Here is a 3323-nt window from a genome sequence, read left to right as displayed (position 1 = left end):
ATCAAGAGCAGGAACGTGCCCTCAAATGCCGCCACAGCGTATCCGCTTTCTGCCATCGGCTTTAGAAGCCCGATATTCCGGTTCCTACAGTGTGCGTTCGGTTTGAATCTTCTCGTCGAACCCATATTCGATTGACGATTAGTCGACGTGCCCCATTGACGCCAAGTACCTCGCCCAAAGCAGCTCCGATGCCAGTTTCAAGAAGTGCAAAATGGCCCATAAATGCGCCGCCAAAGTCAATGCTCTCGTATCGGGTCTATATCGAGCAGCGCGGAGTTGGTCAGCATTAGACAGCCTAACGGGTCCTTCCCAACATAGCCATGGGCACCGGCCTGCTACTCACGGAGCACCCCCTCCTCCTTGGCAGCAGCCTCGAAAGCCTGACGGACCTCTTCCGGAGTCACACGGTCCTGAAAGGCGTCGGCGCACAGTTGCACAGCCTCCTCCACTTAGGTCCCATCTTGGTCCACTTCATGAGTTCCTCGGCGGCACCCTCGACGTTGTTGCACCCGTAGGTGACCCCAGGTCGGTCGGTCTTTACGTACACCGGAGGGGAGAACCAATGGGTTGCCACGACAACTCCTACTCAGGGGAGAGATACGCGTTGGCCTGCTTAGTGGCAGCCTCAAAGGCCTTTCGGATTTTCGTATTATGTGGGGGTCAATCGAATCGCCCTCCAAGGCTGACAGGCAGAGGGTCCAGCGAGGCCCTCGCCGGGTCCACATTTTGAGCTTTTGAGCTGCTCAAGGGCTTCCTTCGCATTGTTGCAGCCATGCCTGACACCGATTTCAGTCTTCACGAACACCGGAGGGACGACCAGATGGGCGCCATGATACCTCGTACTCAGGGGAGAGATACACGTTGGCCTCCCTGGCAGCCGCCTCAAAAGCTTCAGGGACCTCATGGGGGGACACCCTGCCCTCGAACGCGTTGACCCAGGATTGGACCGCCTGCGTCCACCTCGGGCCCTTTGTTTCCCATTCCATCAGTTGCTCGGCGGCTCCCTTGACGTGGCTGGCCCCATTACGTATGCCCGGACGTTTCGTCTTCACGTAGACCGGTGGAGAGAACCAGAGAAGACCATAAGGGGAACTTAGAGCGGCAAGAGCCCGCCGACCAACCCCGCTTTAGACGCAGCTAAGGGAACGATGTAGGCCCTCGCGGGTTTAGAGGGTTGCAGCGGTCGGTTCTTCTTGGATGTGCAGCCGCTGTGGCCGGGGTCCGTCGCCTCTCATCTCCATGCTTGGCGGCGGGCTCCTTTCGCGAAGGCGGTGTTGGTCAGAGAACCTTTGCCGCAATTCAAGTTAGCTGGTTGTCATTGGCGGGAGTAATGTCCCCTCCTCTTTTGCAGCAGCCACTTCATCAGCTCCTCCCCGGCTGCCTCGGCGTTGTTGACGTTGCGGATGATCCCGGGACGCTCGGTCTTGACCGGGACCAGAGGGTTGAACCAATGGAGTGCCATACAGTCACTCTTTGTCGGCGCGCTCGCCGGCGATGATGACGCACTTGCGCGGTTGAGGCGGGACGATCGCGAGCACCCCACAACTCGGTATTTCAAGCGGCTCGGCATCCCGCGACCCTGACCTGTTATCAAAAGTTATGGTCGCGGCGACTGTCCTAAGTAGATGTCGCGGCCCGACAGGGCCCCATACATGCCCATACGTGCGGAATTCCTCGACGAGGCCGCGCATGCGATTCTCTTGCCTCGAAACAGGGGCCGGAGATTAACGGGAATGAGGTTTATCGGTAGTCACCCCTGGGCCGTAATCGATTGCCTGTCGGATCGAGGCCGAGCAGCTTCAATTCCTCCAGATCGAACACTGAACTACTTGACCCGTTGCCTTCTCTCACGAACTCTTTCGAAAACACGGGATGAAGACCGAGTGCGCGCGATCCAGCTTCGCCTCTCGCAACGAAATCGGGAGGGCCGACATGCGTTTGCCAGACAAAGTTTGGTGGGGCAGGTTTCCACGTAACTTTTGATCCGTAGGCCGCTTTGCCCGGAGCGGTGATATGTCCACGTAGAGTGCAGATCCGCGGCTCCAGCCTTCTCGCGCAAGCATTCGGCGTCTCCGCATGATCGACGCAGGATGTTTGCTGCAAGAGTGATGCATGATGGACAGTGGTGGGGCACGCATTGACGATGTCAGGCGTTCAGGATTTTCGCTTCCTTGGCGGCGCTGAGAAATGCCACGCGCGCTACATCCGGTGAGCTGCCGCCGCCGAGAACCTTCATGCATGCCATACGAGCCTGGATGCGGCGCGCGGTTTCTCCAATGGGTCAGCGGTAAAGCAGCATTTCGGCGGCTTCGCGGGTGCTCGAAACACTGACTTTGCCGGAGGACAGCAAAACGGTCACGGGCTCTTCGAACGTCCCGACGTCTCGTTCGCAGGTCATATGCTGGTCTCCTTTCGCAAACCTCCCCAAGACTTTACCGGTGAACCATCCGTTCCGTTGCGTCACGTTTCTCCCGGTGGGCGAACATTCTGTGAGCATGGGAGCTCGTCCAGAGCGCGGGCTTGATCGCTCAGACTGGACTCGCCAACGCGTTGCGGTCCTCAACAGCGAGAACCGTCCTTATCGCTACGGGCCACTTGCCGGCGCAGGCATCCGCAGACGGAAGTCAATACTCATTTCTGTGGATGGAAATCTCGCGTGCAGATCGGCGAAGCTGGGCAAGAGGAGTGATCGTCATGACCGTTCTTGCCATAGCATCGCCAGCGACCCCCAACGGAACGCAGCGGGCCCGTCTTCTTGCCTGAAGAGCTGCATCTCTATTTGGAGTTCATCGGCCAGGCGCTGGCACAAATCCCGTCGACTGGATGAGCCTCGACGGCTTCCTTGCACGGCGGCCAAAAAGACCAGGGTCCGCCGATCCATCAAGGCAACGGACGCCATCTTGGATCGGCTAGTGGTCGATGCTCAGGACGACCAAATTGCTCGGCGTCAGAAGATGTCCTGGCCAGCATGGGCTGGTTGGTCATTGTAGCTCTCCGTCGGGTTTGCGCGCCGGCCTTAGCGGGCAGCGGATAGGCTACTTGGCGAGGAAGTCCGTGATGAGCTTGACCGTGGCGTCCGGGTTTTCCTCCATGATCCAGTGACCGGAGCCCGGTACGATCCCAACAGTCACATGGGTCGCGACATAGCGTAGATCGTCTGCCTGGGCCGTGCCGAAAGACTTTTCAGCGCCAACGGCTAGCACCGGCATCGAGACTTTGCCGCCCTTCGCCAACAACTCCTTGTTGTCCGCCGCATCCTGGTTAAAGGCGGCGAATTGCTCGAAGGCGTCGTGCATGGCGTGAGGTCGCGCGTAAAGTACGGA

4 protein-coding genes are annotated in these 3323 nt (G+C 58.9%); all 4 read right to left on the bottom strand.

What is annotated here, in order from left to right; all coding sequences use genetic code 11:
* Nucleotides 1-335: 335 nt before the first annotated feature.
* Nucleotides 336-404, bottom strand: coding sequence for a hypothetical protein (locus NKH67_RS33850; RefSeq protein ID WP_353033079.1), 69 nt, complete (start codon nucleotides 402-404; stop codon nucleotides 336-338).
* A 911-nt stretch (nucleotides 405-1315) separates the two neighbouring features.
* On the bottom strand, nucleotides 1316-1462 hold the full coding sequence (locus tag NKH67_RS33840; RefSeq protein ID WP_353033072.1) for a hypothetical protein: 147 nt from the start codon (nucleotides 1460-1462) through the stop codon (nucleotides 1316-1318).
* A 684-nt stretch (nucleotides 1463-2146) separates the two neighbouring features.
* On the bottom strand, nucleotides 2147-2257 hold the full coding sequence (locus tag NKH67_RS33835; protein ID WP_353033077.1) for a DUF982 domain-containing protein: 111 nt from the start codon (nucleotides 2255-2257) through the stop codon (nucleotides 2147-2149).
* 778 nt (nucleotides 2258-3035) lie between these two features.
* On the bottom strand, nucleotides 3036-3323 hold a 288-nt coding region (locus NKH67_RS33830; protein ID WP_353033070.1), incomplete at its 5' end, for an alpha/beta fold hydrolase.

The sequence above is a fragment of the Mesorhizobium sp. M0968 genome (genome assembly GCF_040319065.1).
GTDB lineage: Bacteria > Pseudomonadota > Alphaproteobacteria > Rhizobiales > Rhizobiaceae > Mesorhizobium.
The sequence above is the reverse complement of the archived record's forward strand: the minus strand, read 5'-3'. Positions and strand labels throughout refer to the sequence as shown.

Coding starts and splice junctions, on each gene's coding strand:
- NKH67_RS33840 (WP_353033072.1), bottom strand. CDS start 1,462: ATGGCACTCCATTGGTTCAACCCTCTGGTCCCGGTCAAGACCGAGCGT.